Source organism: Streptomyces sp. NPDC058145, assembly GCF_042884245.1.
Taxonomy (GTDB): Bacteria; Actinomycetota; Actinomycetes; order Streptomycetales; family Streptomycetaceae; genus Streptomyces.
On sequence record NZ_JBHVUH010000003.1, the window covers coordinates 362,300 to 382,940 of the forward strand.

The following is a 20,641-nucleotide window of genomic DNA, read 5'->3' on the forward strand; positions in this document are numbered from 1 at the left end:
GGCCGACCCCACCGCCGTGACCTGCGGCGACGCGGCTTCACGGGTGACTGTCAGTGGTGGGGTGCAGACTGGCCGGTATCTGACGACTACCTGGACGACGATGTCCCGGAGGTGACCGGCATGACCGAGGTCCTGCTCGCCGTGGGTACCCGCAAGGGCCTGTTCATCGGGCGGAGGCGAGGTGGCGGCTGGGAGTTCGACGACACTCCCTACTTCAACGCGCAGGCGGTCTACTCGGTCGCCATCGACACCCGGGGAGACCGTCCCCGACTGCTGGCGGGCGGCGACAGCGCGCACTGGGGCCCGTCGGTGTTCCACTCCGACGACCTGGGCCGAACCTGGACCGAACCGGCCCGGCCCGCCGTCAAGTTCCCCAAGGACACCGGCGCTTCACTGGAGCGGGTCTGGCAGCTGCACCCGGCCGCCGCCGAGCCCGGCGTGGTGTACGCGGGGACGGAACCGGCCGCGCTGTACCGCTCGGAGGACCGCGGGGAGAGCTTCGAGCTGGTGCGCCCCCTGTGGGAGCACCCGACCCGTTCCCAGTGGGTGCCGGGCGGTGGCGGCGAGGGGCTGCACACGGTGCTCACCGACGCGCGCGATCCGCGGGCGGTCACCGTGGCTGTGTCCACCGCCGGGGTGTTCCGCACCCGGGACGGCGGGTCGAGCTGGGCGCCGTCCAACTCCGGTGTGTCCGCGGTGTTCCTGCCGGACCCCGACCCGGAGTTCGGCCAGTGCGTGCACAAGGTCGCGCGCGACGCGGCCGACCCCGACCGGCTGTATCTGCAGAACCACTGGGGCGTGTACCGCAGCGACGACGCGGGCGGGAAGTGGACCGACATCGGCGCGGGACTGCCGTCGACGTTCGGCTTCGCGGTGGCCGCCCATCCGCACCGGGGCGGGACGGCGTACGTCTTCCCGATCAACGCCGACGCCGACCGGGTGCCGGCCGGGCGCCGCTGCCGGGTCTTCCGTACGGCCGACGCGGGCGAGAGCTGGGAGCCGCTGTCGGCGGGGCTGCCGTCCGAGGACCACTACGGCACCGTGCTGCGGGACGCGCTCTGCACGGACGACGCCGATCCGGCCGGGGTCTACTTCGGCAACCGCAACGGCGAGGTGTTCGCCTCGGCCGACGACGGCGACACCTGGCGGCAACTGGCCTCTCATCTGCCGGACGTGCTGTGCGTACGGGCCGCCGTGATCGGCTGACAGGGGTCACCCCGTAGGGGATGTGGGGGCGCCGGCCGGCCGGGCCGGCGGCGGCCGTCCCCCGGCCGGACCCGGCCGCGGCTTGATCGCCGACCGGTGCCCGGCACTCGACGACCGGCGGCCCAGCACCGCAGCCCGCCGCTCACGCCTTCCGTGGTGAGGTTGGGTGGGCGGTGTGCCAGGCACCCCAGATCTCCCCGCGAAGCCTGCCTTGGGACGGCACATGCATGCCCCGTTTGCGGGCCCAGGCCCCACACCGAGCGCAAGCCGACGGCGTACGAGCATGCGTGGGAGATACGTGATGCGTACGGCTACCACCAATCCGAGTGTCACGAGTGGGGCCGGGGGTTCAGGGCGTTCCCGCGCGCAGCAGCTCGGGCAGCACCTGATCGAAGGTGGACGCGACGACCATTGCGTCACTGATCCCGTACACCGCGAGAGCCTGGTCGGCGGCGGCCTCTGGGGAGCCGCCGCCGATCAGGTCCGTCAGCGCATGTCTGTGAGGAGGGTGTTGAGTTCGGTCTCCTGCCGGGCCGGCGACATCGGCGGGTTCGGGTGGTCGATGCCGAAGGTCTTCAGGACCTGGTCCATCTGGGCGTCGATGAACGTCCAGCCGGTGTTGTCCAGCGGTTGCAACGAAGCCTGGTCGGCATCCCAGAGGTCTCGCAGCGACTGGGCAGCTGCGTGGGCCCCGGTCGTGTTCCCCGACCGTGCGTCCTTGAGTGAGGTCGATGCGAGTGTCTTCAGTGCGTCGACCTTCGTGGACGGGAAGTGCTTCACGGCCTGGCCGGGGGCGAGGTGGACGGTGGAGGTGGCGTCGGTCTCCGGCGCCGGGCCGACGTGCGGCCGGCTGTGTGCCCAGAACAGCAGGCTCCCGGTGGCGACGGCGAGGAGGCCGAAGCCCGCCAGCGCGATGCGCTCCCTGCGCGGGTTCGCGGTGATCTGCGGGGTGTGCGAAGCCTCGTGGGTCTCGGTCACGTCGGAGCGTGTCACCGTCAGGTAGATGACGGTCGCCAGGATGAGGCCGAGGAAGATCAGGCTGGTGGTGAAGGTGCCCAGCGCAAGGCCGGTCGGCTCGCCCGGCTGAGCGACCTTCGGGGAGGCGAGCCAGTCGCCGATGTTGGCGCCCAGCGGGCGGGTCATGATGTAGGCGAGCCAGAAGGACAGCACCGGGTTCGCGCCGAACTTCCACAGCAGCGTGATCGCCGCGATAAGGCCGAGCGGCAACAGGACCGAGACTCCCGGGCTCCAGCCGGTGAGCTCGAGGGTCCAGTCGCCGGTCGCGGTGCCGAGCGCGAAGGTGACGAGAACGGCGAGCCAGTAGAACGACTCACGCGGCAGCGTCGTGACCGAGTGGATCGAGAGGGTGCGCTCGCGCAGCCACCACACACCGAAGACCACGGCGAGCAGGACCGAGAACACCGCGGAGCTGATCCACAGCGGCACGTTGAGCTGGTCGGTCAGGATGTCGGTGTAGAGCGTGCCCGTGACACTGACAACGACTACGGTCAGCCAGTACGGGAAGGGGACGTATCGCTTGAAGCGCAGCTGGACGCCCAGAACCACCACGAACACCGCGGTGAAGATCCAGGCAGTGTTCACCAGGCCGACGCCCAGCTTCATATTGATCCAGTCGGCGAAACTCTCACCGACGGTCGTGCACAGGATCTTGATCACCCAGAACCAGATGGTGACCTCGGGAACCTTGTTCAGCATCAGCCGCCCACCGCGGCGTGTGCGGGCTTCGCTTGTCGTCGTCATGCGACGAGGTTGGCTCGGCCAACCTGCACACAACCTGACTACGCAGTCGCCTATGGCGTGGGGAAGGTCACTTCGACGCGACCGTGACCATCCGCGATCGCACGAACCGCCACTCCCGCGGACGCGGCGAGACGCCTTACCACGGCCAGCCCCAACCCGTGCCCGTTGCCGCTGGTCACACCCGCTTCGAAGACCCGGTCAACCTCTGCCGGATCGAACCCCGGGCCGTCGTCGAGGACATTGATCACGACGCCCTGCGGCTGGGTGCGCGCCGTGACCCAAACCCGCGAACTCGCATGCCGCAGGCCGTTCTCCAGCAGGGGTGACAACACAGCCACGACGAGTTCGGTTGCCACGGCGACATCGACGTTCGCAGGGATGGCGAGTTCGATGGAGCGACCAGCGATCGCCTGTCGCGCCGCCGCCCTGAGATCGCAGCGGGTACCGCCACCGATCCGTGTCCGGGCGGCGCTCAAAATCGTCGTGATCGCCGTGTTCAGGCGGTCGACCTCGGTCAGAACAGACTCCGGTGCCAGATGATGACCGGAGAGTTGCGCCAACTGTGCCTCGCCCCGCAGGGCCGTCAAGGGTGTCCGCAACTCGTGGGCGATCTCATCGGTGAGCCGGCGCTCGTCCGCGAGCGCGTTGTCTATGCGGTCAAGCAGGCGATCGAGAGTTCGTCCCAGCTCCCCGAATTCGTCGCGAGGAACGCCAAGGTTGAATCGGCGCCCGCCTTCGTGATCGCCCCAGTCGTTGGCAAGAGCGGCCATTTCGTGAACCACCCGCAACGCACGACCCACCATGAGGTATGCGACGACGCCTGCGAGCAGGATCGAGATGCCACCCAACATGAGCGACATCGCCAGGCTGCGCTGCTCCGACGTCTCGTACGGCGTCAGATCCACCCTCACGACCGCCACTACGCGGTGGCCTTCGAGCCGGATCGGCCGGGCATACAGAAGGTAATTGCCGACCGTGGTGGTTTGGGACTGCCCGGAGCCGGCAAGCGCCTCTACGCGGTCAAGGACGCTGCGCGGCACGATCCCGTCAATGAGGTGCCCATCGGCATACACCCACGAGACCGTGTCCAGCGCTTCGTTGCCGCTCTCGATCAGCACGACGTGGCCACCGCGTACGGCTACGTTCGCCGCCACCGCCTCTGCCCGCGTATGCGCCAGAGCGTTCGCGTCGGCGTCGGTCACCCGGCTCAGCAACACGTGTGAGACCACCACCAACACCGCGACCACCGCTGTCGCGATCAGAACCGCAAGCGCGACGACCCTCCCGCGGAAGCCCGTCACTCCCATCGATAGCCCACCCCCCGGACCGTCGCCAGGCGATCGGCCACGCCCAGCGCACCGAGTTTGGTCCGTAGCCGGCGAACGAAGGAGTCAAGGGTGTTGTCGCTGACCTGCGCGCCATGTGGCCAACCGGCAGCAACGAGGGCGTGACGGCGTACAGCGTCGCCCTGCGAAGCGATAAGCCTGCCCAACAACCGAAACTCGGTCGGCGTCAGGCTCTCGCTCGTCGAACCGTAGATCACGACATGTCTCGCCGGATCGAGAACGACGCCCCTTCGCGAGGTCGTCGCTGTTGTTCTACGTAGCAGGGCGCGGACCCTCACCAGCAACTCCCGGACGTCGAACGGCTTCGTCATGTAGTCGTCGGCTCCCGCCTCGAAGCCGCCCACCTTGTGATGCATGCCATCCAGAGCGGTGAGCATCAGCACCGGGGCATCAACGCCACGTGCGCGCAGCGCCAAGCAGACATCGCGGCCATCAGCGTCCGGAAGCCCTAGATCCAGAACGATCAGGTGAGGGACCGGCTCAAGGTGCCGCAGCAGGCTGTCCGCCGTAGAAGCGACTGCGATCGTATGACCGTCGCGCTCGAGTGCGCGCTTGAGGACGTCGCGGACCGCCGCGTCATCTTCGCACACCATAATAAAAGCCACGCGATGACCCTAGATACTCCGGGGGGAGTTCTCCATTCCCCCTGGTCAGCGCCCTGATAGTCCGCGAGATCCTCCCCCTGCGGTGCCGCAGGGTCGGGACCGGGCATCGGTCTCGCGGTTCGCCCATGATCTGGCCGTCCGCCTCGGCGGCCGGCTCTCCCTGGCCAGCCGCACCCCGACGAGCTTCACCCTGCTCCTCCCGGTCCGCCCGGGCGACCGCGCGAACACCGCGTCCACAACCGTGATGAACACGGGCGTCGGATCGGCTACGGTCGCTACTCCCGGCGCCCCTGGCGGGAGGCCGGCGCCCTCCAAGCCATCACGCTCAACGTGCCCTACGGCAGTCGCCAGTCCACCGGCTGCGCACCCTGCCGCAGCAGCAGATCGTTGGCCCGGCTGAACGGACGCGAGCCGAAGAAGCCCCGGTCCGCCGACATCGGCGACGGGTGCGCCGACTCAATCGCCGGAAGATCCCCCAGCAACGGCCGCAGATTGCGCGCGTCACGCCCCCACAAGATGGACACCAGCGGCTTGCCCCGCCCGGCGAGGGCCCGGATGGCCTGCTCGGTGACCTCCTCCCAGCCCTTGCCCCGGTGCGCCGCGGGCTTGCGCGGGGCCGTCGTCAACGCCCTGTTGAGCAACAGCACGCCCTGCTGCGTCCACGGCGTCAGATCGCCGTTCGACGGCCTGGGCAACCCGAGGTCGGAGTGCATCTCCCGGAAGATGTTCTCCAGACTCCCTGGCAACGAACGCACTTCCGGCGAGACCGCGAAACTCAGTCCGATGGCCATCCCGGGTGTGGGGTAGGGATCCTGCCCCACGATCAGGACGCGGACGTCGTCGAAAGGCTGCTGGAAGGCCCGCAGGACGTTCGCCCCGGACGGCAGGTAGGTCCGGCCCGCCGCTACCTCGGCCCGGAGGAAGTCCCCCATGGCCGCGATGCGTTCAGCCACAGGTTCAAGGGCCTTCGCCCAGCCTGCGTCAACAAGTTCATGCAAGGGTCGTGGTGCCACGGCGCCTCACTCTACTGGTGGGTGCCGTGCTCCGGCACAACACAGAAGCCCTCACCCACGGCCGCCGCTCCTGCCGCTACTCTTCCTCCTCGTCGAGATCCTCGAACCGGTCGAGCGGATCACGCAGCCGGTCACCGGGAAGGAGGGGAGCCTGTTGCATCCAGTGATCGCACCACTCCGCCACAGTCATCACGCCTGGTCACCCCCTCATGCTCGACACCCAGATCCTGGAACTCCCGCACACGCGGTCGGGCTCTCGTTCTCGGTCACGCCCGAGGTGCGTCCGCTGCCGCCGAGCCTGATCAACATCTACCGTGAGCCGACCAGCGACCTGGGGCCGCCCCAGCCGTCCACGGGTGACCTCACACCCTGGACGCAGCAGGGCGTGCCGCTGCTCAACAGGGCGCTCACCACGGCACCGCGCCGCCCGGCCGCCCATCGCGGCAAGGGCTGGGAAGAGGTCACCGAGCAGGCGATCCGGGCCCTGGCCGGGCGCGGCAAGCCGCTGGTGTCGATCCTGTGGGGCAGGGACGCCCGCAACCCGCGTCCGCTGCTGGGCCGGCTGCCGGCCGAGGAGCCGGCGCAGCCGTCGCCCATGTCGGCCCACCGCGGCTCCTTCGGTTCGCGTCCGTTCCGCCGGGCCAACGTCCTGTTGATCGAGCAGGGTGGACAGCCGGTGGACTGGCGTCTGCCGTGACCGCCGCCGGGTTCCTGGCCGTGGACTCCGGGGGTTCCGGCCTTCGGGTCGCCGTCGGGGTGCCGGGGCGGCCGCCGTCGGCCCGGGGGGAGTCTCGGGAGCCGGTGCGTACCGGTGCGCGGGGCATCGACCCCGCGCACCTCATGGCGCAACTCCTCCCGCTGGCCCGCGAGCTGACCACGCGGGCCGGGGTCGGCGAGCTGGGCACGGCCGTCGTCGGCGCCGCCGGGTTCGCCACCCTGGGCGACGCCCTGCGCGCCGAGTTGCCGGGCCTGCTCGCGCGCGAACTGGGCGTGCGGTCCGTGGCGCTCGCCGCCGACGCCGTGACGGCCTATGTGGGCGCCCTGGGACCACGGCCGGGTGCGGTGGTCGCCGGGGGCACCGGCCTGATCGCGATCGGCACCGATCTGCGCCGCTGGCACCGGGCGGACGGCTGGGGACATCTGCTGGGCGACTGCGGCGGCGGGGCCTGGATCGGGCGGGCCGGTCTCGAGGCGGCGCTGCGCGCCCATGACGGCCGCGACGGCGGCTCCGTGTCGCTGCGGGCCGGCGCCGAGGAACAGTTCGGCCCGCTGCCGGGACTGCCCGGCCTGCTCTACCCGCGCCCCGACCGACCGGCGATGCTCGCCTCGTTCGCGCCACGAGTGGCCGCCTGCGCCCCGCACGACGCGGTGTCCGCCGGCATCCTGCGCGCGGCGGCCCGTGCCATGGCCGAGTCCGCCGCGGCCGTCTGCCCGGCCTCCGGTGCGGCCGAAGTGGCACTCACCGGAGGCCTCTTCAACATGGGCGACCCGCTCCTCGTGCCGGTGCGTGAGGAGTTGGCGCACCGGCTGCCGCGGGCCCGGCTGGTTCCGGCCGAGGGCGACCCGCTGCACGGCTGTGTGCGGATCGCGGGCGAGCTGGCGGCCGGGCGGCTCACACTTCCGGGTGAATCGACCATGCTTCATATCGTCCACACATAGGGTGATTCCTCGCTTTCCGTTCCATCTGTCCGGCACGTGCCCGAAACACATGCCAAACGGGCGTAACTCATCAGACAAAAGCGGACGGATACCGTTCACCTGCACCCTCCCCGAACAGGGGAACCCAAAGAGCCAGTAACATGCGGCGCCATGAGCTCCCCCACTGGGCCCGCGTCCGGCCTGCCAGTACGAATGCCGCGACCCCGCCAGCCCGGAAGGCACCGCCGACCGGAACCGCTGGTGGCTCCCGAGGGCGCGCCCGCGCTCGTCCTCGCGGTGCCCGGCGCGCCCAGCGCCGCCTCGCGCAGCCTCGCTGAGGATGTAGTGAGCATCGCCCGCTCCGAGCTGCCCGGCCTGGACGCCCGCATCGGTTACCTGGACGGGGACGACGCCGAGTTCCCGAGCCTGCGCACGGTGCTGTCCGGCGCCGCCGAGGAGCGGACCGTACGCTTCGAGCAGGCCCGCGCCGCCGGTGCCGAGGTCAGGGAGCCCGACGGCCCGGTCGCCGTCGTCGTCCCGCTGCTGGCCGGTCCGGACAGCGCGCTGCTGCGCCAGGTCCGCCAGGCCGTGATGGACAGCCGGGTCGCCGCCGAGCTGACCGACGTCCTCGGCCCGCACCCGCTGCTCGCCGAGGCGCTGCACGTGCGCCTGTCCGAGGCGGGCCTGGCCCGCGCCGACCGCGCCCGGCTGTTCACCGTGGCCACGGCCGCGGACGGCATCATCCTGGCCTCAGTGGGGGGCGAGGAGGCCGTGCAGGCGGCCGGCATCACCGGCATGCTGCTCGCCGCGCGCCTGGCCGTCCCGGTCATGGCGGCGGCTCTCGACCAGGAGGGTGCGATCACCTCGATCGCCGAGCAGTTGCGTTCCTCCGGCTCGCAGCAGCTCGCCCTCGCGCCGTACCTGATCGGCCCCGAGATCGACTCGGCGCTGCTCGCCGCAGCCGCCGAGGAGGCCGGCTGCGCCACCGCCGAGGCGCTGGGCGCCTACCCGGCGATCGGCAAGCTCGCCCTCGCCAAGTACACGACCGCGCTCGGTATCGCCCCGCCGCAGCAGCAGGGCACGCCGGTCCGCTGACGCGAAGGCAGGCACCCCCGTACGGCACAAGGGCCCGCTCCGGTCGCTGGAGCGGGCCCTTCGGCGTGCCGCGGGGATGCGCGGACGCCCGTTCAGCCGAAGACGACGCACGAGGCCGCCGTGACCTCGACGGAGCCGTCGTAGCGGGGCAGTCCCGTCCGTTCCCGTACGTCGAACCAGGTCACGTCGCCGGAGCGTTCGTTGGCGGAGTACAGGAAGCCGTCGTGCTCGGCGAGCGCGCGGGGCCAGTGCCCGCCGCACGGCACCGTGCCGGTCAGCCGGAGGCCGTCCCCCTGGACGGCGAACACGGACAGGACGTCCTCACCGCGGGTCGCGGTCCACACGGAGCCGCCGTCCGGTGATACCACGACGCCCGAGGGGTAGGCGTCGCCGGCCGGGGCGCCCGGCAGGACCGGGACCTCGGCCAGCGGCTTCAGGGAGCCGCCGTCCGCGTCCCAGAGGCACACGGTGACCGTCGGGGTGAGTTCGTTGACCACGTAGGCGTGCTCGCCGTCCGGGTGAAAGGCGAGGTGGCGGGGGCCCGAGCCGGGGCGCAGCGCGATCTCGCGGTGCAGCGCGGGCACGCCCCCGTCGAGGGTGCAGACCCGTACCGAGTCCGTGCCGAGGTCGACGCTCACGATCCACCGGCCGCTGGGATCGGACTGCACCTGGTGGGCGTGCGGGCCGCGCTGGCGGCGGTCGTGCGGGCCGGAGCCGGTGTGCAGCAGCAGCCCGGAGGGCGCGGCGGCCAGGGTGCCGTCCGGGCGCACCGGTACGGCGGTGACGCTGCCGGAGCCGTAGTTGGCGGTCAGCACGTGACCGGCGTGCAGGGCCAGGTGAGTGGGGCCGCCGGCGCCGACCGGCACGGGCGGCCCGGCGGGTTCCGGCTTGTCCCCGCCGACGCGGTACGCGGCGACGGCGCCCTCGGCGGTCTCGCTGACCGCGTAGAGCATGTCGCCGTTCGGGGATAGGGCCAGATAGGCGGGGTCGGGGACGGTGCCGAGGCGGCCGGTGAGGGTCAGCGCGCCGGTGCCCGGTTGGACCGTCGCGGTGACCAGTCCGGGGCCGCCCGCGGCCGTGAACGACCCGATGAACGCCCTGTGCCGCATGCCGACTGCTGCCACCGCTGTCCCCTCTCGGTCCGCGCCAGTGGTGCCGACGGTAGCAGTCGATCACCGTCGGTCTAGACCAACAGGGGACGTTTCCTCTCAGGCGCCGACGAGCCGTGAACCGGAGGGTGCCCGCAGCGGCTCGGCCAGCTCGGCGAGCGCCCGCTCCAGGCCGTGCAGATGGGCCAGGGCGGGCTCGGCGGGGGCCTCGGCGAGCCGGTGGACCCGTTCGGAGCCGCCGTCGGTGAGCGCCTCGACCGCGGTCTCCACCCGCCAGCAGGCGGCAGCCAGGCGAGCGTCGTGAGAGGCCTCGGGGTCCGCGGCGACCGCGACCAGACCGCGGATCTCGCGGGCGCAGTCGTCGAGCAGGGCGAGCACCCGGCGCGCGCGCCGCTTGCGGCCGAGCATCGGGTTCAGCGGGTGCACGAGCGGGGCGACCGAGAGCCGTACCCGGCCGAGGAGCTGCTCCAGCTCGGCCACGCGCGGCGCCGGGTCGGCCGTCGCCGATCCGGCGAGCCGTGCGGCGGCCTCGGCGGTGCAGGCGTGCACGCAGCGCAGGGCGCGCTGGATCCAGGCCTCGGTGGTGGCGTGCGTGGTGACGGGCAGCACGAAGAGCACGGCGAGCGCGGCGCCGAGGGCGCCGACACCGGTCTCGGCCAGGCGCAGGGCGAGCAGGCCGGGGCTGAGGACGCCGAGGAGGCCGTAGAGCGAGGCGGCGAGCACGGTCACCCAGAGCATCATCCAGGTGTAGGAGACGGCGGCCGTGTAGAAGATGCCGAAGACGGCGGCGGCTACGAGGACGGCGGTGGGCACGGCCGCGCCGTGGACCGGCACGGCGACGAGGAAGCCCAGGCCGATGCCGATGACGGTGCCGAGGACCCGCCGGAAGCCGCGGACCAGTGTCTCGCCGCGCGAGGCGGTGTTCACGAAGACCCACCAGGTGGCGCCCACCGCCCAGTACCAGCGCTGCCCGGACATCAGCTGGCCGGCGACGAGCGCGAAGCCCGCGCCCGCGGTCGCCTGCACGGCCTGCCGTGTGGTCACCCGGGCCAGGCCGGTGCCGGCGGGCGGCGCGGGCACCGCGGCCGGGGGCAGCCGGCGCTCGTAGCACCACAGGCCGAAGCGCACGACGGCCGCGCTCAGCACGGACAGCAGGACGGCGGCGTACAGCGCGGGCAGCTGTCCCGGCGTGGTGTGCAGGAACTGGGCCATGAAGAAGGTCATGAAGGCGAAGACGCCGAGGCTGTGGCCGCGCGGGCCCCAGCGGCGGGCGTACACGCCGGCACCGACCACGGCGAGGAACACCAGGTCCCGCGCCACGGGGAAGTCGTGCAGCTCGGCCGCGGCGGCGAGCACGGGCAGGCCGACGGCGGGCAGGAGCGCGGTCGTGACCGCCTGCCCGCGCACGGTGGCGTCGGTGACGGTGAACAGGGCGAGCAGCGCGGCGAGACCACCGGTGACCGCGCCGGCCAGGGGCTGCCCCGCCGCCCCGCACACGGCGACCGCCAGCCCGATGCCGAGCACGGCCCGCGCTGCGAAACGCAGCCGCGTCCGCCCCGGGTCCGCGGCCACGAACACCCTCTTCAGCACTGAGCCCCTCCCCTTGGAACCCCGGGACGCCCGGAACACCTGGAACGCCGGATGGCAGACCGGCACACAAAAGGCGCCGCGGGGATCCGCAGCGCCATCGACGTCTCCATGAGAGCATCACAGAGGTCACTGGCTCAAGTGTCGACTGCGTCACTGATCCAATGGCCCGGTCCGCCGCCCGGAGGAGCGGTCGCCGGAATGCCAACGGACCAGGTCGGGCGGCACACGCCGTCAGCTCACCGGTGAGCCATTGGTACAGTCGTACCTCATGAGCGTGGACGCACTCGACACCCGCATCCTGCGGCTGCTGCTGGAGCAGCCGCGCACCAGCGTGCGCGAGTACGCCCGCATCCTCGGCGTGGCCCGGGGCACCCTGCAGGCCCGCCTGGACCGCATGGAACGCGACGGCGTGATCACCGGTACGGGCCCCTCGCTGTCCCCCGCCGCGCTGGGCCACCCGGTGCTGGCCTTCGTGCACATCGAGGTCACCCAGGGCCACCTGGACGACGTGGGCGACGCGCTGGCCGCCGTGCCGGAGATCGTCGAGGCCTTCTCGATCACGGGCGGCGGTGATCTGCTGGCCCGGGTGGTGGGGCGGGACAACGCCCATCTGGAGGACGTGATCCAGAAGCTGATCAGCCTGCCGGGCGTGGTGCGCACCCGCACCGAGGTGGCCCTGCGCGAGCGCGTGCCCTACCGGCTGCTCCCCCTGGTGGAGGCGGTAGGACGGGCGGACCGCGCCTGACGCCGGGCATGCTGGTCGGCATGAGCGAGCCAGGCACCCTTGCGGTCGTCTTCGATCTCGACGGAACGCTGGTGGACAGCGAGCCGAACTACTACGAGGCGGGCCGGCTGACCCTGGCCGAGCACGGCGTCCCGGACTTCACCTGGACGGAGCACGAGAGCTACGTCGGCGTCAGCACCCTGGAGACCGTCGTCCTCTGGCGGGAGCGCTACGGCCTGCGCGCCTCGGTGGAGGAGCTGTTCGACGCGACGAACCGGCGCTATCTGGAACTGGCCCGCACCGGCACGCGCGCGTACCCGGAGATGCGGAAGTTCGTCGAACTGCTGGCCGCCGAGGGCGTGCCGACGGCGGTGGCCTCCGGCTCCTCCCTGGACGCGATCGAGGCGATCCTCGCGGGCACCGGCCTGGACGCCCATCTGCGCACCGTCGTCTCCGCCGACGAGGTTCCCCGCGGCAAGCCCGCCCCCGACGTCTTCCTCGAGGCGGCCCGCCGGCTCGGCGCGGATCCGGCCGGCTGCGTGGTCGTCGAGGACGCGGCGCCGGGCGCGGCGGCCGCGCACGCGGCCGGGATGCGCTGCATCGCCGTCCCGTACGTGGCCTCGCAGACGGACGCCCCCGAGTTCGCCACGGCCGCACTGCTGGTGCGGGGCGGCCAGGCCGAGTTCACGGCGCAGTCGGCGTACGCGTGGCTCATGGACACGTCCGGATCCCGCTGAACCGGACGGGATGTTCCCGAGGCACACGGCGGCGCTCCCGGCGTGCGCCTGGCCGAACGGCTGCTTAGCGTGACCTCATGACCACAGTCCAGGCAGGGCCCACCCTCGACGACCGGCGGTGGAAGGCGCTCGGGGTCTGTCTGACGGCGGGGTTCATCTCGCTGCTCGACACCTCGATCGTGAACGTGGCACTGCCCTCGATGGAGCACGGGCTGGGCGCCTCCGAGGCCGCCCAGGCCTGGGTGGTCTCCGGATACGCCCTGACCTTCGGGCTCGCGCTCGTCCCGGCGGGCCGGCTGGGCGACATGCGCGGCCGGCGCCAGGCCTTCCTGTTCGGGCTGGCCCTGTTCACGCTGGCCTCGGCGGCGTGCGGGCTCGCTCCCGGGCCGTCCTGGCTGGTGGTGTTCCGGCTGATCCAGGGCACCGCGGCGGGCATGGTCGCGCCCCAGACCTCGGGGCTGATCCAGCAGATGTTCCAGGGCTCCGAGCGGGCCAAGGCCTTCGGCATGCTCGGCAGCGTCATCGGGGTCTCGACGGCGGCGGGGCCGCTGGCGGGCGGCGTGCTGATCGACGCCGTCGGCACCGCCGACGGCTGGCGCTGGGTGTTCTTCGTCAACCTGCCCATCGGGGTGGCCGCCTTCACCGCCGGGCTGCGGCTGCTCCCCCGGTTTCCCGTGGCCGCCGAGAAGCGGGAGACGTTCGACCTGTTCGGAGTGCTGCTCCTCGGCTCCGGTGTGCTCGCGCTGATGCTGCCGCTGGTCCAGGAGCAGCAGTGGACCGGGCGGCTGAAGTGGGCGCTGCTGCCGGTGGCGGCGCTGCTGCTGGCCGCGTTCTGGGCGTGGGAGAGACGGCAGGGGCGGCGCGGGCGGGCCCCGCTGGTCGACCTGGAGCTGTTCTCCCTGCGGTCGTTCACGCTCGGCGCACTGATCAGCCTCACCTACTTCGCGGGCTTCACCACGGTCTTCTTCGTCTACACGCTGTTCCTGCAGAACACGGTCGGCTACAGCGCGCTGGCCGCGGGCCTGACGGTGCTGCCGTTCGCGGCGGCCTCGGCGGTCGGCGCGGCCGCCGGGGGGCGGCTGGTGATGCGCTTCGGCCGCAAGCTGGTCGTCATCGGCCTGAGCGGGGTGGCGCTGGGGCTGCTCGGGGCGGTCGCGGCGGTGCAGCTCGTGCCCGGGCGGAACGTGGGCTGGGCGACCGCGCTGCCGCTGCTGATCGGCGGGATCGGCTCCGGCCTGACGGTCTCCCCCAACACGACCCTCACCCTCACCCGGGTCCCCGTGCACCGGGCCGGAGCGGCCGGCGGTGTCCTCCAGACGGGCCAGCGGGTCGGGTCGGCGGCCGGGATCGCCGTGGTGGGCGCGGTGTACTTCGCGCACCAGGCCGGCCCCGGGTACTCCGTCACGGCCATTCAGCTCGGGCTGCTCACCGCCGTCGGGCTCATCATGATCGCGCTGGCACTCGCGGTCGCGGACCTGCGGGAGCGCCAGACGCACCCCGAACCGGCACGAGCCGGGGAGAGGGTCCGGCGGGGCTCCGCGGAGGGCGGCGCGGAGGAACCGGTGCGGCCCGGGTCCTGAGCCGGTACGCCCCGAGACCGGAGGCCAGGGGGCACGGGACTACGGCGGGCTACGACTTGTGGCGCGGCTTGCCCCGCTTGGCGGCCTTACCGCCGCCCCCGGAACCGGTGCGGCCCCGCGCGGTACGGCTCGCGGGCTTCGAGCCGGTCGACTTCCCGGCCGCCGGCTTCTGGTGGCCGCCGCCCTGCTGCGCCCGCCCGCGCCGCTGCTCCGCCTCGGCCTTCTCCGCCGTGCGGCCCCGCGTGCTGTTGACGGTGCGGCCGCGGACGATGCCGATGAAGTCCTCCACCAGGTCGGTGGTGGCCTCCTCGGGCCAGGACAGGGCGACGCTCGACTGGGGCGCGTCGGTGACGGGACGGTAGGTGAGGTCCCTGCGGTGGTACAGCCGGGCCAGGGACTGCGGGACGATCAGCAGGCCGACGCCGGCCGCCACCAGCTCAAGGGCGTCGGGTGTCGTCGCGGGACGCTCGAAGGCGGGTTCGCCGGGCGGGGCGGCCCAGTCGAAGACGTCGTCCAGGGGGTGGAACATGACCTCGTCGGCGAGGTCGGCCAGGGTCACCTCGTCGACCGCCGTGATCAGGTGATCCTTGGGCACGACGACGACCGAGGTCTCCGTGTACAGGGGGATCGCGCTGAAGAACGTACGGTCGACCGGCAGCCGTACGAAGGCCGCGTCCGCCTCCCCGGCGCGCAGCAGCCCGGGCGCCTCGGGGGCGGGGACCTGGAGCAGGGTGAGCGGGATGCCGGGCCGGCGCTCCTGCCAGATCCGCACCCACTTGGCCGGCGTCACTCCGGGGACGTACGCGAGCCGGAACGACGGTGATTCATCCGAGCCTGTCACCAGGCCAGGCTACCGGCCGTGGTCGGCCGTCCCGCACCCGGCCGATACCCTTGACCTCATGAGTTCGCAGCAGAGCACCCAGACGATGAAGCCCGCGACCGCGGCGAAGAAGCTGGGTGTGTACCTCCCCGCCACCCCCGCCGAGTTCCAGGAGGGTGTGGTCACGCGCGCCGAGCTGCAGGAGCTGGAGGCCGATCCGCCCCAGTGGCTGCGCGTGCTGCGAGCGGACGGTCCGCACCCGCGTCCGGTCGTCGCAGCGAAGCTCGGCGTGTCCATCTCGGGCCTCGCGCGCGCCGGGATCACCGAGGCGCTGACCACCGAGCAGATCGAGGCGCTCAAGCAGGAGCGGCCCGAGTGGCTGGAGAAGGAGCGGGCCACCCAGGCCGAGGTCCGCAAGGAGGGCGCACGGCTGAAGAGCCTCAAGAAGGAGAAGGACACGCCGGACGCCTGAGACGGCTGACGCCCCCGGCCCCGGGGGCGTTGTCAGTGGCCTCCCGTGCGGTTCCGCTCAGTTGATCACTGCGGCGGGCCGGGTCCGGCGGGGCAGTGCGACGGCCGGGCTGCTCGGCGCGGTGCTGGACGTCGACCACGTGCCGGGTGTGCCGCTGCCCGGCGGCTCCGCTCCGGTCACCGGCTGCCTCGTCCTCCGGTCCGGCACGGACTTCACCGACGGCCACCTCACGATGGCCGAGCGCGCCCAGCCGCTGACGGCCGTCGTGGAGCGGCAGCGGCGGCTGCTGGAGGAGTGGCGGCGGTCCCTGGCCCCGGCCGGGGCATCCGACGAGCGGGCGGCGGACTGCGCGCTGACGCCGCGCGAGACGACGGTACTGCTCCTGCTCGCCGAGGCCCCGGCCGCCGACGCCATCGGCCGGCGCCTGCGGCATCTCGGCCCGCACGGTGCACGAGCACGTCGAGAACGTCTACCGCGAGCCGGGCACCCGCGACCGGATCGGCACCCTCCTGCGCGCTCAGCGGCTCGGGCTGTCGCGGCGCCCGGGGGCCGCCAGCGGTGCTCGGGGTTCTCGAAGTCACGGCGGCATCCGGCGTCCCAGGCGGTGCGCTGGTCGCCGTGGGCGGGAATGCCGCCGAGGTCCCTCAGCGCCCGGGCGAGGTGCGGCAGGAGCAGGCTCGTGCGGGAGTTGGAGGCGCTCGGTCACCTGCTTCATGGCGGAACTGTTGTCACCCAGCCATATCGGGCCCGCCAGTACGGGGATGTCCGCCGTCAGGGGCTGCCGGTAGAGGTCCGGCCAGGTGCCCGTCTCCCAGCCTCCCGGAGCCGTTCGTCCGAGGGCGGGCCGGAGTCAGTCCGCGGCCGGCGGGATGTTCTGGTTGGCGTGGAACAGGTTCTCCGGGTCGTAGGCGCGCTTGACCGAGGCGAGGCGGTCGTAGTGTCCCCGGTAGGTCGCCCGAACCCGGTCCGGGTTCTCCTGTTCGCCGATGAAGTTGACGTAGGTGCCGCCCATGGAGTGCGGGTGCAGGTCGGTCCAGTAGTCGACGCACCACTGCCGCACCAGCTCGGCGTTGGCGGGGTCGGGGTCGATGCCGCCGATCACGCCGGACCAGACGGCGTCCCGGTAGGCCCAGGCCGTGTCGTCGGGGCCGACGCGCTGGGCCGCCCCGTCCACTGGGTACATGTGCATGATCGACAGGCCGGTGGGGATGTTCTCGGCGTACTTGTGGTGCACATCGACGGCGCCGTCGGAGATGGAGTCGAAGAAGTCACCGCGCCAGTACCACTGCAGCCCCTTGGGGATCAGCGTGTCGAACATGCTCTGCAGCCCGGGGTAGGGCATGGGGGTGGTGAAGTGGAAGGCCGGCGGCGCGGGGTCGTTGACCACGGTGAGCACCTGGGCCAGGTGGTCGTCGGCGAGGCCGCCGGTGTAGCACCAGACGACGCCGCACACCTTCTGCCCGTGGATCGGCTCGGGGAACGGCGGTCCGGGCGGCACGACCAGCACGGCGAAGAACCCGCTGAGCTCCTCCGGTGCGGCGGGCAGGAACTCGCGGTACCAGCGCAGCACCTCCTGGATGCGGTCGACCGGCCACACGGTCACCGCGACCCCGACCGTGGCGGCCGGGTGCAGCCGGAACGTGAACGACGTGACCACGCCGAAGTTGCCGCCGCCGCCGCGCAGCGCCCAGAACAGGTCGGGATGGCGCTCCGCCGAGGCGGTGACACAGCTGCCGTCGGCGAGGACGACGTCGGCCGAAAGCAGGCTGTCGATCGTCAGGCCGTACCTGCGGGTGAGGTAGCCGTGGCCGCCGCCGAGCGTGAGGCCGCCGACGCCGGTGGTCGACATGATGCCCGCCGGCACGGCGAGCCCGAAGGCGTGGGTCGCGTGGTCGAGATCCCCGAGTTGGCTGCCGCCGCCCACCTGGACCGTCTTCGTCTCGGGGTCCACCCTGACCCAGCGCATCGGCGACAGGTCGAGCACGAGCCCGTCGTCGACCAGGCACAGACCCGGACCGCTGTGGCCGCCGCCGCGTACCGCCAGTTCGGCGCCGGTGTCCCGGGCGAAGGAGATCGTCGCCTGCACGTCCGCCACGTCCACGCACTGCGCGAAGGCTGCGGGCCGCCGGTCGATCATGGCGTTGTAGATGCTGCGGGCCTCGTCGTAGCCGGGGTCACGCGGGGCGATCACCGGCCCCCGCAGTGCCTCGCGCAGACTGCTGGCAGCCGTTTCGTCGATAGCGCCCATGGTTGGGGACCTCTGTGGGGAGCGTGGACCTGCGCGGACGCGCCACCTGGGCCGCGCGCCCGGTCTTCAGTTTTCACCCGCGGGTCGCGCCCCGCACGTCGGCGTCGCCGGAGGCGGACGGAGCTCCGTTGCCGCCCTCAGCCCAGGAAGCTCAGCCGCACCTGACGGTCGCGGTTGTCCTTGTTCGTGTCGACCAGGCAGACCGACTGCCAGGTCCCCAGCTCCAGGTGCCCGCCGATGACCGGAAGCGTCGCGTACGGCGGCACGAGCGCGGGGAGGACGTGATCGCGGCCGTGGCCCGGGCTGCCGTGCCGGTGCTGCCAGCGGTCGTCGGCGGGCAGCAGGGAGTGCAGGGCGGCGAGGAGGTCGTCGTCGCTGCCGGCGCCCGTCTCGATGATCGCGACGCCGGCCGTGGCGTGCGGGACGAAGATGTTGAGCAGACCGTCGCGGCCGGCCGCGGCCTCCCGCAGGAAGTCCTCGCACTCGCCGGTGAGATCGACGACCCGCTCCCGGGAACCGGTGGCGACGTTCAGCATTCGCGTGGTGAAGGCATCTGACATGCCCTCCATCCTGACCCATGTGCCGGGTTTCACACGCCGGGATGGGACGGCGCCGGCCGGGCTCGGGCGGCTGCCGAGCGGACGGGAAGATCCGTGACCGCCCCGCTGTTGGGAGGGGCGTGAGCGAGACGCGCGAGGTCGACGTGGTCGTCATAGGCGCCGGCCAGGCGGGCCTGTCCAGCGCCTATCACCTGCGGCGCAACGGTTTCGAACCGGACCGCGACTTCGTGGTCCTGGACCACTCCCCCGGGCCGGGCGGCGCCTGGCAGTTCCGCTGGCCGTCGCTGACGTACGGCAAGGTGCACGGGATGCACTCCCTGCCGGGTATGGAGCTGACGGACGCCGATCCGGCGCGGCCGTCGGCGGAGGTCGTCGGCGCCTACTTCGACCGCTACGAGCGGACCTTCGACCTGCGCGTACGCCGTCCTGTGGACGTGACGGCCGTACGAGCGGGGAGCGAGGGACAGGACGGGCGGCTGGCCGTGGAGACCTCGGACGGCGGCTGGGCCACGCGGGCGCTGATCAACGCGACCGGAACCTGGGACCGACCGTTCTGGCCGCGCTGTCCGGGCCAGGAGACCTTCCGGGGACGGCAGTTGCACACCGCGCGGTACGCCGGGCCGGAGGAGTTCACCGGCCGTCGGGTCGTGGTGGTGGGCGGCGGCGCCTCCGGCACCCAGCACCTGCTGGAACTCGCCCCCTACGCGGCCGCCACCACCTGGGTCACCCGGCGGCCCCCGGTCTTCCGCGAGGGCCCGTTCGACCAGGAGGCGGGCCGGGCGGCCGTGGCGCTGGTGGCTGAGCGGGTACGGCAGGGCCTGGTGCCGAGGAGTGTCGTCTCCGTCACCGGGCTGCCTCTGAACGACGCCATCCGGCGGGGCCTTGCCGACGGGGTCCTGGAGCGCCGGCCGATGTTCGACCGGATCACCCCGGACGGGGTGGAGTGGGACGACGGACGGCGGGTGGAGGCCGATGTCATCCTCTGGGCCACCGGGTTCCGGGCTGCCCTGGATCACCTCGCACCGCTGCGGCTGCGGGAGCCGGGCGGCGGGATCAGGCTCGAGGGGACCCGGGCGGTCGCCGATCCACGCGTCCATCTCGTCGGCTACGGCCCCTCGGCCAGTACCGTCGGCGCGAACCGGGCCGGACGCGCGGCCGTACGGGACATCGGGCGGCTGCTGGCCGGGGAGCCGGTCCGGCCGGTCGCCGCGTGACGTTCCGCGGGTTCAGCGCGGCGGCTGTGTGGCCGGGGGCTGCCGGGGGCTGCCACTGGGCTGCTGCGACTGTGCCGGGCTCTGGTGGCGGGCGCTGAACTCGGCGACGTTGCGCACGTGTTCGGCGTAGTCGGCGGTGAAGCGGGTGTCTCCGGGCTTGACCGTGACGTAGTACAGCCAGTCGCCTGACGGCGGATTGGTGACGGCGCGCATCGCCTCCGGGCCGGGGTTGCCGATCGGGGTGGGCGGTAGTCCCATGCGCTGGTAGGAGTTGTACGGGCTGTCCGAGTCGGCGTGGTCGCCGGCGTTGCCGCCGGTGCGGTTCAGCGCGTAGTTGAGCGTGGTGCCCACCTGCAGCGGCATGCCCCGCTGCAGCCGGTTGAGGATGACCCGCGCCACCTTCCCCATGTCGGCCTTGGCGGTCGACTCGGCCTGGACGATGCTGGCGACGATGACCGTCTGGTAGACGTTCAGCGTGTTGCGTTGCGCCCCGGCGGCGACGGGTGTCGTGTCGAACTTCTTGTTGGCCGTGTCGACCATGAGCCGCAGCAGCGACTCGGGGGTGGTGCCCTTCGCCAGGGGATAGACCGCCGGGAAGAGGTAGCCTTCCGGGTTGCCCGCCGCCTCCTTGGGCAGCTTGAGGGCGGCCTTGCCGAGTGACTTGCGGGTGCTGCCCGGGGGCAGTTCGAGGGCCTTGTCGACGGCCTCGTACACCTGGCTCGCCCGCCGGCCCTCCGGGATGGCCAGCGTGCGGGGCCTGGCCTGCTCCGTACGATCGCTCGCCAGGCTCAGCAGCGGCACCGCCACGGCGGTGCCGGCCAGGACGGCGCCGGTCACGACGAGGCCGAGCTTGCCCCGGCGCGTCAGTCGCATCGTGCTCCGTGGTGGAGTGTTCATCTGCATGCGGGCACGGTAATACGCGT

General features: G+C 72.4%; 19 protein-coding genes and 2 pseudogenes. 9 read left to right on the top strand and 12 right to left on the bottom strand.

Annotated elements, in window-relative coordinates:
- The first annotated feature begins 120 nt into the window (after nt 1-120).
- The gene (locus ACFVVO_RS08515; protein WP_390052915.1) at nt 121-1,206 is read left to right on the top strand and encodes a WD40/YVTN/BNR-like repeat-containing protein; all 1,086 of its coding nucleotides are present in this window, start codon (nt 121-123) and stop codon (nt 1,204-1,206) included.
- Between the two features lie 486 nt (nt 1,207-1,692).
- Here ACFVVO_RS08515 and ACFVVO_RS08520 read toward each other — a convergent pair whose 3' ends face one another.
- From ACFVVO_RS08520 to ACFVVO_RS08535, 4 genes are all read right to left on the bottom strand, one after another.
- Nucleotides 1,693-2,967 (bottom strand): hypothetical protein, encoded by a 1,275-nt coding sequence (locus ACFVVO_RS08520; RefSeq protein ID WP_390052917.1) that lies wholly within the window; start codon nt 2,965-2,967, stop codon nt 1,693-1,695.
- A 50-nt stretch (nt 2,968-3,017) separates the two neighbouring features.
- The gene (locus ACFVVO_RS08525; protein ID WP_390052919.1) at nt 3,018-4,274 is read right to left on the bottom strand and encodes a sensor histidine kinase; all 1,257 of its coding nucleotides are present in this window, start codon (nt 4,272-4,274) and stop codon (nt 3,018-3,020) included.
- Nucleotides 4,265-4,918 carry a response regulator transcription factor gene (locus ACFVVO_RS08530; RefSeq protein WP_390052921.1) on the bottom strand — a complete coding sequence of 218 codons (654 nt, stop codon included), beginning with the start codon at nt 4,916-4,918 and terminating at the stop codon, nt 4,265-4,267. Before ACFVVO_RS08530 ends, ACFVVO_RS08525 begins: the two co-directional genes overlap by 10 nt.
- A gap of 335 nt (nt 4,919-5,253) precedes the next feature.
- Nucleotides 5,254-5,931, bottom strand: coding sequence for a uracil-DNA glycosylase (locus tag ACFVVO_RS08535; RefSeq protein ID WP_390052923.1), 678 nt, complete (start codon nt 5,929-5,931; stop codon nt 5,254-5,256).
- Nucleotides 5,932-6,163: 232 nt separating this feature from the next.
- On the opposite strand from ACFVVO_RS08535, the pseudogene ACFVVO_RS08540 reads away from it, so the two are divergent.
- From ACFVVO_RS08540 to ACFVVO_RS08550, 3 genes and pseudogenes are all read left to right on the top strand, one after another.
- Nucleotides 6,164-6,628: pseudogene (locus ACFVVO_RS08540) on the top strand (uracil-DNA glycosylase); the annotation flags it as partial.
- Complete coding sequence (locus tag ACFVVO_RS08545; RefSeq protein ID WP_390052925.1) at nt 6,625-7,590, top strand: N-acetylglucosamine kinase; 966 nt, start codon at nt 6,625-6,627, stop codon at nt 7,588-7,590. The pseudogene ACFVVO_RS08540 and the gene ACFVVO_RS08545, both read left to right, overlap by 4 nt.
- 150 nt (nt 7,591-7,740) lie before the next feature.
- Nucleotides 7,741-8,664: a sirohydrochlorin chelatase gene (locus ACFVVO_RS08550; protein WP_390052927.1), complete on the top strand. Its 924-nt coding sequence runs from the start codon at nt 7,741-7,743 to the stop codon at nt 8,662-8,664.
- A 92-nt stretch (nt 8,665-8,756) separates the two neighbouring features.
- On the opposite strand, the gene ACFVVO_RS08555 is transcribed toward ACFVVO_RS08550, so the two are convergent.
- The gene (locus tag ACFVVO_RS08555; RefSeq protein ID WP_390053370.1) at nt 8,757-9,773 is read right to left on the bottom strand and encodes a lactonase family protein; all 1,017 of its coding nucleotides are present in this window, start codon (nt 9,771-9,773) and stop codon (nt 8,757-8,759) included.
- A gap of 99 nt (nt 9,774-9,872) precedes the next feature.
- On the bottom strand, nt 9,873-11,363 hold the full coding sequence (locus tag ACFVVO_RS08560; RefSeq protein ID WP_390052929.1) for an FUSC family protein: 1,491 nt from the start codon (nt 11,361-11,363) through the stop codon (nt 9,873-9,875).
- Between the two features lie 268 nt (nt 11,364-11,631).
- Between ACFVVO_RS08560 and ACFVVO_RS08565 the strand changes: the two genes are divergently transcribed.
- From ACFVVO_RS08565 to ACFVVO_RS08575, 3 genes are all read left to right on the top strand, one after another.
- Nucleotides 11,632-12,108 carry an Lrp/AsnC family transcriptional regulator gene (locus ACFVVO_RS08565; protein ID WP_390052931.1) on the top strand — a complete coding sequence of 159 codons (477 nt, stop codon included), beginning with the start codon at nt 11,632-11,634 and terminating at the stop codon, nt 12,106-12,108.
- A 20-nt stretch (nt 12,109-12,128) separates the two neighbouring features.
- Nucleotides 12,129-12,824 (top strand): HAD family hydrolase, encoded by a 696-nt coding sequence (locus ACFVVO_RS08570; RefSeq protein ID WP_390052933.1) that lies wholly within the window; start codon nt 12,129-12,131, stop codon nt 12,822-12,824.
- Between the two features lie 77 nt (nt 12,825-12,901).
- The gene (locus ACFVVO_RS08575; protein ID WP_390052934.1) at nt 12,902-14,404 is read left to right on the top strand and encodes an MFS transporter; all 1,503 of its coding nucleotides are present in this window, start codon (nt 12,902-12,904) and stop codon (nt 14,402-14,404) included.
- 49 nt (nt 14,405-14,453) lie between these two features.
- Here ACFVVO_RS08575 and ACFVVO_RS08580 read toward each other — a convergent pair whose 3' ends face one another.
- Nucleotides 14,454-15,245 (bottom strand): LysR family substrate-binding domain-containing protein, encoded by a 792-nt coding sequence (locus tag ACFVVO_RS08580; RefSeq protein WP_390052936.1) that lies wholly within the window; start codon nt 15,243-15,245, stop codon nt 14,454-14,456.
- Between the two features lie 58 nt (nt 15,246-15,303).
- Here ACFVVO_RS08580 and ACFVVO_RS08585 point away from each other — a divergent pair, with 58 nt between their 5' ends.
- Nucleotides 15,304-15,696: a DUF5997 family protein gene (locus tag ACFVVO_RS08585; protein WP_390052938.1), complete on the top strand. Its 393-nt coding sequence runs from the start codon at nt 15,304-15,306 to the stop codon at nt 15,694-15,696.
- Between the two features lie 57 nt (nt 15,697-15,753).
- Here ACFVVO_RS08585 and ACFVVO_RS08590 read toward each other — a convergent pair whose 3' ends face one another.
- From ACFVVO_RS08590 to ACFVVO_RS08605, 4 genes and pseudogenes are all read right to left on the bottom strand, one after another.
- Entirely contained in the window at nt 15,754-16,110 is a 357-nt protein-coding gene (locus ACFVVO_RS08590; protein ID WP_390053395.1) for a hypothetical protein, read from the bottom strand.
- Between the two features lie 141 nt (nt 16,111-16,251).
- A pseudogene (locus ACFVVO_RS08595) lies at nt 16,252-16,513 on the bottom strand (hypothetical protein); the annotation flags it as partial.
- A gap of 33 nt (nt 16,514-16,546) precedes the next feature.
- Entirely contained in the window at nt 16,547-17,944 is a 1,398-nt protein-coding gene (locus ACFVVO_RS08600) for an FAD-binding oxidoreductase (protein ID WP_390052940.1), read from the bottom strand.
- A gap of 137 nt (nt 17,945-18,081) precedes the next feature.
- Nucleotides 18,082-18,504: a secondary thiamine-phosphate synthase enzyme YjbQ gene (locus tag ACFVVO_RS08605; RefSeq protein WP_390052942.1), complete on the bottom strand. Its 423-nt coding sequence runs from the start codon at nt 18,502-18,504 to the stop codon at nt 18,082-18,084.
- A 119-nt stretch (nt 18,505-18,623) separates the two neighbouring features.
- Between ACFVVO_RS08605 and ACFVVO_RS08610 the strand changes: the two genes are divergently transcribed.
- A complete protein-coding gene (locus tag ACFVVO_RS08610) occupies nt 18,624-19,718 on the top strand; it encodes an NAD(P)-binding domain-containing protein (RefSeq protein ID WP_390052943.1) in 1,095 nt (364 codons plus the stop codon).
- Nucleotides 19,719-19,730: 12 nt separating this feature from the next.
- On the opposite strand, the gene mltG is transcribed toward ACFVVO_RS08610, so the two are convergent.
- Nucleotides 19,731-20,621 (bottom strand): endolytic transglycosylase MltG, encoded by an 891-nt coding sequence (gene mltG, locus ACFVVO_RS08615; RefSeq protein ID WP_390052945.1) that lies wholly within the window; start codon nt 20,619-20,621, stop codon nt 19,731-19,733.
- Nucleotides 20,622-20,641 lie beyond the last annotated feature (20 nt).

What these genes read in the sequence shown, in the direction of transcription:
- ACFVVO_RS08515 (WP_390052915.1), top strand. Translation starts at nt 121, where the DNA reads ATGACCGAGGTCCTGCTCGCCGTGGGTACCCGCAAGGGCCTGTTCATC.
- ACFVVO_RS08565 (WP_390052931.1), top strand. Translation starts at nt 11,632, where the DNA reads ATGAGCGTGGACGCACTCGACACCCGCATCCTGCGGCTGCTGCTGGAG.
- ACFVVO_RS08555 (WP_390053370.1), bottom strand. Translation starts at nt 9,773, where the DNA reads ATGCGGCACAGGGCGTTCATCGGGTCGTTCACGGCCGCGGGCGGCCCC.
- ACFVVO_RS08525 (WP_390052919.1), bottom strand. Translation starts at nt 4,274, where the DNA reads ATGGGAGTGACGGGCTTCCGCGGGAGGGTCGTCGCGCTTGCGGTTCTG.
- ACFVVO_RS08575 (WP_390052934.1), top strand. Translation starts at nt 12,902, where the DNA reads ATGACCACAGTCCAGGCAGGGCCCACCCTCGACGACCGGCGGTGGAAG.
- ACFVVO_RS08520 (WP_390052917.1), bottom strand. Translation starts at nt 2,967, where the DNA reads ATGACGACGACAAGCGAAGCCCGCACACGCCGCGGTGGGCGGCTGATG.
- ACFVVO_RS08605 (WP_390052942.1), bottom strand. Translation starts at nt 18,504, where the DNA reads ATGTCAGATGCCTTCACCACGCGAATGCTGAACGTCGCCACCGGTTCC.
- ACFVVO_RS08600 (WP_390052940.1), bottom strand. Translation starts at nt 17,944, where the DNA reads ATGGGCGCTATCGACGAAACGGCTGCCAGCAGTCTGCGCGAGGCACTG.
- ACFVVO_RS08570 (WP_390052933.1), top strand. Translation starts at nt 12,129, where the DNA reads ATGAGCGAGCCAGGCACCCTTGCGGTCGTCTTCGATCTCGACGGAACG.
- ACFVVO_RS08585 (WP_390052938.1), top strand. Translation starts at nt 15,304, where the DNA reads ATGAGTTCGCAGCAGAGCACCCAGACGATGAAGCCCGCGACCGCGGCG.
- ACFVVO_RS08590 (WP_390053395.1), bottom strand. Translation starts at nt 16,110, where the DNA reads ATGGCGTCGGCGGCCGGGGCCTCGGCGAGCAGGAGCAGTACCGTCGTC.
- ACFVVO_RS08550 (WP_390052927.1), top strand. Translation starts at nt 7,741, where the DNA reads ATGAGCTCCCCCACTGGGCCCGCGTCCGGCCTGCCAGTACGAATGCCG.
- mltG (WP_390052945.1), bottom strand. Translation starts at nt 20,621, where the DNA reads ATGCAGATGAACACTCCACCACGGAGCACGATGCGACTGACGCGCCGG.